This window comes from Sporosarcina sp. P29, assembly GCF_002743265.1.
Lineage (GTDB): Bacteria > Bacillota > Bacilli > Bacillales_A > Planococcaceae > Sporosarcina.
The window spans coordinates 63,452-70,896 of the sequence record NZ_PDYX01000015.1 but is presented as its reverse complement, the minus strand read 5'-3'; the positions used below and the strand labels follow the sequence as shown (position 1 = coordinate 70,896).

General features: G+C 42.7%; 5 protein-coding genes. 2 read left to right on the top strand and 3 right to left on the bottom strand.

Translation table 11 applies throughout. From position 1 onward, the window contains the following. Window positions 1-11 precede the first annotated feature (11 nt). The gene (locus CSV68_RS12490; RefSeq protein ID WP_099662296.1) at window positions 12-917 is read right to left on the bottom strand and encodes a chemotaxis protein; all 906 of its coding nucleotides are present in this window, start codon (window positions 915-917) and stop codon (window positions 12-14) included. A 146-nt stretch (window positions 918-1,063) separates the two neighbouring features. Continuing rightward, window positions 1,064-3,094, bottom strand: a complete 2,031-nt coding sequence (locus CSV68_RS12485) for a bifunctional diguanylate cyclase/phosphodiesterase (protein ID WP_099662295.1) — start codon at window positions 3,092-3,094, stop codon at window positions 1,064-1,066. Window positions 3,095-3,375: 281 nt separating this feature from the next. Here CSV68_RS12485 and CSV68_RS12480 point away from each other — a divergent pair, with 281 nt between their 5' ends. Together CSV68_RS12480 and CSV68_RS12475 are read left to right on the top strand one after the other, a co-directional pair. Next, the gene (locus CSV68_RS12480) at window positions 3,376-3,702 is read left to right on the top strand and encodes a nucleoside triphosphate pyrophosphohydrolase (protein WP_099634012.1); all 327 of its coding nucleotides are present in this window, start codon (window positions 3,376-3,378) and stop codon (window positions 3,700-3,702) included. Beyond that, window positions 3,695-6,112 (top strand): DEAD/DEAH box helicase family protein, encoded by a 2,418-nt coding sequence (locus CSV68_RS12475; protein WP_099662294.1) that lies wholly within the window; start codon window positions 3,695-3,697, stop codon window positions 6,110-6,112. Before CSV68_RS12480 ends, CSV68_RS12475 begins: the two co-directional genes overlap by 8 nt. Before the next feature lie 329 nt (window positions 6,113-6,441). On the opposite strand, the gene CSV68_RS12470 is transcribed toward CSV68_RS12475, so the two are convergent. Continuing rightward, on the bottom strand, window positions 6,442-7,305 hold the full coding sequence (locus CSV68_RS12470) for a YitT family protein (RefSeq protein WP_099662293.1): 864 nt from the start codon (window positions 7,303-7,305) through the stop codon (window positions 6,442-6,444). Window positions 7,306-7,445: the final 140 nt, after the last annotated feature.

The following is a 7,445-nucleotide window of genomic DNA, read 5'->3' as shown; positions in this document are numbered from 1 at the left end:
GTCTCTCATTCTTACAATATATACTTATCAATCTTCAATACCAATTCTGCGATTTCCGGCTTACTGACTTGATCGTCCGCTCCGACACTGTCCCCTTTATGCTTCAGGTCATCTGTGATGAGTGAAGAGAAGATAATAATCGGCAGTCCGGCAAGTTGAGGGGTTTCGCGAATGCGTTTCGTGAAGTGATGTCCGTCCATTTGCGGCATCTCAATATCCGTGATGACCAACTGGACTTCCTCCTTCACATCCACACCATCCGCCACTAGTGTCCCTAGATAATCAAAGGCATCTTTCCCGTTTTCATAAAAGTCGAGATTCGCGTAGCCGGCTTCACTGAGCGTGTCATACAATAACTTACGCAATAACGGGGAATCTTCCGCAATCAGAATGCGTTTATCTGAACGCTCACGCTTCCCAAGCTTCTTCACTTGCTCCACGTTAATCCCTGCATCCGGATTAATATCCATAATGATCTTTTCGAAATCAAGCAGCAGCAACATATCGCCATCAAGTTTGATAACGCCAATCACCTGGGAATTCTCTGCTGCATAAATACCAGAAGGTTTCTCGATTTGATTCCAAGAAATACGGTGGATCTGCGTTACATTATGTACCCGGAAAACGACGGTTTGTTTATTAAACGCAGCGACGATATACTTTGCATCTTCTGGATGACTTGAAGGCGCCATACCTAAGATTTTCTCCATACTGACAACCGGCAATACTTCACCGCGCAGCTGAATAATTCCCTCCACCGCAAAATGCGCATGGGGAATCGGTGTAATCTTCAATGGCATAATGATTTCCTTCACTTTAATCACGTTGATGCCATAGCGGTTTCCTTGCATCTCAAATCCGACAATCTCCAGCTCATTTGTGCCGCTTTCCAATAAAATTCCTGAATCATTGGACAAATTCTTCCACCCTCTCAGACGATATGGTCTATTGCTAATGTATGTATTCATAGAATATACAATTCATTGGTGCGATAGAACTAGTATATCACACCAATGAACTATCCATCTATGAAAATATAAATAAATCTCCTCACCATATCAGGTCATGGATGTACGAACCCCCGCTTATTCGACTCCGAAAGCCAGTTTTCAAACTGCGGAACCGTCAATGGTTTCGAGAAATAGTACCCTTGGAACGTCAGATCCGGTTTCAAATCCAGTAAGAATTCCACTTGTTCTACTCTTTCTACCCCTTCGACGACTATGGTTAGATCCATCGAGCAGCCAATCGCTATTATGGCATTCAGTACCGCGCACTTCTTCGCTGGCGCCGGCACCCCATCCGTAAAGGACTTATCTATTTTCAACGTCGTAATGGGCATCTGCTGTAAAAAGGATAAAGACGACACGCCTGTCCCGAAATCATCGAGGGCAATTGAAAAACCATAGCGCCTGAATCGCTTCATCGCAGCAATAGCCTGGGTGGTGGATTTCGCCGTACTCGTTTCCGTCATCTCCAGTTCAATACGACCTGGATCCAGTCGGTACGCATTGGTTTCCTTCCATAACAGATCGAGTAAATGCGGATCGGTCACGTATTCACCTGGAATATTGATTGCTACTTGCGGTACGTGAATACTTTGGGAATCCCAGTTATGAATCTGCCTGCACACTTCACGAATGATCCAGTCCGTCACTTCCCCCATTCGCCCTTCTTGCTCCAAGATTGGAACGAACGTAGCCGGCGGAATCGCTCCGAGTTTTGGATGCGTCCAACGAAGCAATGCTTCCACGCCAACAAATTCATGTGAAGTACCTTTTACTTTCGGTTGATAGACAAGATAAATGTGTTTTTCATCAAGCGCCTGAGAAATATCACGTAAAACATCTTGCTCGTAAGACATTCCATGGATGGCTGGATTGAACGTCATCAATCCCCATTCATGTGAAGCTGCCGCTTGTTCCACGACCATTAACGATTCTTTATATAACGTTTTCACAGACTTGTTCTGATCAGCCTTGGCTAAACCACATGCATAGCGCATCTCTTGGTTCGAAATAGGCAGTAGTTGATCGATTTCACGCTGCATGATAACTAGGTTTTTATAAAAATCGGCAGTTCGTCCTGCATGTTCGACACAAAAGAGAAATCGATTTCCGCTGACACGATACAGCTGAGCGTAAGAAGGCTTCCACTTCGCAAGCAACGATCCGATTTGCTGCAAAATCTTGTCCCCTTCTGAGTAGCCGTATAATTGATTGATGCGCGGTAGATCTGGGAAATTCCAAATCGCGACATCTCCCACTGCGATGTCTTCCGTCAAACAACGCTCCCAATTCCGTCGATTCGGCAGTTTCGTCAGAACATCGAAAAACTTCAGCCAATAATCGACATAACGGTCAATATAGGAAGTCAACAACATCCCAACAAGCAACAGCCCAACCCCAACGGCGATCAACGTATTCATAATATCCATATGCATTACGGACTCACTTAACGCTTGTCCTTCTTCTATATAATAGTTAGTACCCCCTATGACAAAATAATGCATCACGAGTGTACCAACTGTTAAATACAAAGTAGCAAACACTTTAGAAATCACAACACGCTTTGTCTTACCCACACCGTGGATTGCTATAAAGGCGAACAATCCGCCCACTATACTACTCACAACCACTAGTTTCCAATCAAAACCTATATACGCATTCACCTTAATCGATTTTGCGCTCAAAAAATACATCGTACTCATCCCAATCACAATGAGCAACGCTGCTACTATATGCCGCCAACATACCCTCAACGGACCTTGCACAAGGTGGAACGCCAGCAAAAACGCAAGAAAGACGGGTACAATACATAAAATTGCCCAACCATACTGTATATGAATCTCAATTGGCAGTAATAATGAATTGAAAGTTAGAAAATGTGTAGCCCAAATCCCAAATGCCATAGACAAAGACGTAAGGGTTAACCAAACTCCCTGTTTGAAAATACTAGGCTTTTGCATACGTTCATATAATACGAGAGTGGTGTAGGATGCGAATCCCATCACTAAAAACGATATGAACATCATCTTCAATGAATAGGTTCCGAAAATTTGTGTATATTCTTGGTAGTTTGGTGTCGAAAGCATTCGCTCCGCCTCCTCATTTCCTTAATAAAAGGAAATTAATACTAAATTATAATTCAAAGTACCTACAACTAATTATATATAAAAGAGTTGCTTACTATCTATTATTTACTATTCGCCTATACTAGTCAATCATTTTTAGATATAGCTAAGACATTTACATTTAAAGTCACTAGGAATACTATATATTTCGATATTTCGACAGTGAAGCGCTTTTGGTCATCACAGTTTATGATGGATTATGGTAGAATAAAGCAAATTACGGAATTGAAGGAGAGATCTCTATGCCCATCTACAATAAACTGGTACGCGACCTGATTCCAGAAATCATCGAAGCGGACGGAAAAACGTGCGTGACCCGCGTACTGAATGATTCACACTACATAGCGGAAATTAATAAAAAGATGCACGAAGAACTGGCGGAGTACGAAGAAGCAACTAACGCGGAAGATGCTGTGGAAGAACTATCTGATCTACTGGAACTCATTCATGCGGCAGCGGCTTATCATGGTGTAACGGTAGAGGAATTGGAATCGGTACGCGCAGAGAAAGCTAAAGCCCGTGGTGGGTTTAATGAAAGAATTTATCTCGTGGAAGTGGCGGATGACTAAACTGCGTCTACTGACGAAAGACTTGCTAAGCGACTTAAAGCGACTAACTGCCGAAGCGGATACGATTTACTGGATGACCGCGTTCATGATGAAATCTGGCGTGAACGAAGTACTGCCCGCTTTACGTGACGCTTCTATGCGTGGCGCGGATATCAAAATACTGACGGGTGATTATTTATCGATTACACAACCCGATGCCCTGCAATTATTACATGAAGGATTACCTGCTGCGGAACTGCGCATGATCGAAAGTGGCGGTACATCCTTTCATCCAAAAGCGTATCTATTCAAATCAAAAAACAGCGCCACCGTCATTATAGGATCGTCTAACTTATCGCGCTCCGCCTTGACGAAAGGAATCGAATGGAATCTTTACGCACCATCGACAGTAGACGAAGAACTATTCGAAACGTCTGCAAATGAATTCATGAAGTTGTTCCTATCTGCCAACACAGTACCAATCAACAATGAACAAATCGAATTGTATAGAACACGATACGACGAAACGAATCGCAAACTACCCTTTAGTTCAGTATGGGAACCTAAAACTGAAATCGACATGACATTCGGTGCAACGGAACAAGAAGAAAGCAGCACGGTCGATCCAACAGAACCGTATCAATCATCTGTCTTAGATCCACGACCTGCGCAAGTTCTTGCTCTCACTGCGTTAAATCAAACCGTTGAAGCTGGCTACGAAAAAGCACTTGTTGTCCTTGCAACAGGACTCGGAAAAACGTATCTAGCTGCTTTCTTTGCGGAATCATACAAACGCGTACTCTTTATCGCGCACCGTGAAGAATTGCTTACGCAAGCACAAGCTTCATTCGAACGGGTCTTTCCGAACCGTACAAGTGGAATCTACAACGGCCAACAAAGACAAGCAGACACGGAATTCGTCTTCGCATCCATCCAGACACTCGCGAGACAATACCACTTGCACCAATTCTCTCCGACTGCGTTCGACCTGATTGTCGTGGATGAATTCCATCACGCGGCCGCCACTACATACGAACGGGTACTGGACTACTTCAAACCGGCATTCCTACTTGGTCTGACCGCAACGCCTGACCGCCTTGACAACAAAGACGTCTACAGCCTATGCGACGGCAACGAAGCGATCTCAATCCACTTCCTAGATGCCATCCGACAAAACTGGCTCGCCCCTTTCGTCTACTATGGCGTAATGGACGAAACGGATTACAGTCAATTAAAATGGAGAAATAACTCGTACGATGAAGAAGAACTATTACGTCTGCAACTACGAGACAGCTATGCACAAGCAGTACTCGACGCATGGAACAAAAATAAACAAACGCGAACGATCGGCTTCTGTTCTTCCATCAAACAAGCGATCTACTTAAGCGACTACTTCACCAAAGCCGGCTACCGCTCACTCGCTTTGTACGGAAACACAGACCGACATACGCGTACTACTGCACGAAACTTACTAGAAACAGGTCAACTTGATATCATTTTCACTGTAGATTTATTCAATGAAGGCGTGGATATTCCAAGTGTAGACACCCTCCTATTCGCCCGCCCTACCGAATCGCTGACCGTCTTCACTCAGCAGATCGGCCGCGGTCTACGTATAGCAACCGGTAAATCACATTGCGTCATTATCGACTTGATCGGAAACTATCGCAATGCGCGGAAGAAGTTTGAAGTGTTTAACGAAGACAAGGAGTTACCTACAAAGATTAGCAGCGAAACATTTACCGAGAGCGGCTATTTCGAATTCCATTTCGAAACAGCTATCATTGACTTACTTGAAGCAATGAAACTAAACGAACCGATTCAGCAGCGGCTGATCAATGCGTATTTTGATTTGAAAGCAGAACTAGGACACCGCCCGACGTATCTCGAATATCACCTAAAAGCAAACGAAGATGCCAAAGCTATACAACAGATGTTCAAAACGTATCCGATTCTTTTGGAGTATGCGGGTGAACTGAGTGAGCTGGAGAAAGAAGTACTCTCGCAATACAGAGACCTACTCATTGAAATTAATAAAACTTTAATGAATAAAAGCTATAAGATGATTCTACTAAAGTACATGCTGACAAGAGGCGCATCGGATTGGTATCAATCAGTAACACCGAAAGAAGTCTCCCCCTTCTTCCATGCGTATTTAATGGAGAAACCCTATCGTCGTGATGCAGATTTGTCGGATAGACAAGGTCAGTCGCTTCGAGAATATGATGAAGATAAGGTAGCGAAGTTGATCGCTACAATGCCGATGACGAAGTGGAGTGGATCTTCTAAAGGTTTGTTTGTGTTTGAGGGTGGTACGTTTGGACCGCAGATAGAAATTGAGGAGCTGCATGAAGATGTTTTATTTGAATGGGTACGGGAGATTTGTGAGTATCGGTTGCATGGCTATTTTGAGAGAAAGAGTTCTATATAACCCGACTTTCACCTCAGCGGCGAATACTATGCATATAATATTGAAGATACTGAACAAGTATCTTCTTTCAATCCACATGAGCAAATATTACCTTGAAAAGCTTTTGTTGAATTCAAACGATAAATTATTGATCACGTATTTTACTTTAATTCCTAACCTTGGTAATAGTGCCTCTACTTTTTAAGTTAGGGAAGCGATAGTGGTTATTTTGAGTGATTTTATAGAGCATAGTGGAATACAAGTACTGGAACTACTGGAAAACACCTTATGATTTATTTTCGTAGTTGAGATGATTTTAAGTCCGGTTATATTTATGACACTATCCATACCTATCTTCTGCTTGAATAGTGTTTTTCAGCTACCTCTTGCTTAAATCCTCTTTTAAATATTTCCTGCACGTTGTTGACTGTGACATACGCTTCTTCATCTATATGCTGTAAAATGCGTCTGAGGTGAACAAGTTCTGATTGATTGATGATTAAGTATAGGATATCTTTCTTTTCCAATGTATAGCCGCCACGGCCGTTTAGAATCGTGACTCCTCTTCCCATCGTAGTCAGTAGCTCTTGTCGAATTACTTCCTGGTGATTAGAGATAATCATTACGGCTTTTCGATCATCTGCTCCATCCACGATTTTATCAATCACAATGGCGCCAACATAGACCGCTACTAATGTATACATAGCCTTTTCTTTTCCTATAACGTAAACCGAGAGTAAGATCACTGCGATATCAATCATGAGTATGGATTTACCTACACTCCAGCCAAGTAATTGAGACATCAGCCTAGCTAATATCGTTGTTCCTCCGGAGGTTCCACCCACTCTAAAAATAATTCCAAGCCCTCCACCAACGAACACCCCGGCAAACAGCGCAGCTAGGAACGTATCATTGCTGAATTGTACTCCCCAATTGACGGTCAGTTGCAAAAATAGCGACATGAAAACTGTCGTAATCAGTGTATAGATAAACGCCTTTTTATCTAAAAATTTATATCCTACCAAAATTAATACTAAGTTCAATACAAGACTCGCAACTGCTGTTGACCAGTTGAATACGTAATGCGCGATAATGGAAAGGCCAATTACACCGCCTTCAGATAGCATGTTAGGAATAGCGAAGTAGTTAATGCCAATCGCAAAAATTAAAGAGCCGGTAATCAAGGCTGCATAATCAATCCATCTTTGTTTCATTACTACACCCTTTCTACTTCATCATGCAATTAGTATGATTCATGCGCTGTGAACATGAAATAGTCCCCACCTATTGTATGATGAGGACCATTAGATGATAGACGTTTATCTTGCGTCAAGACAAGAAGTACTCTTTACCC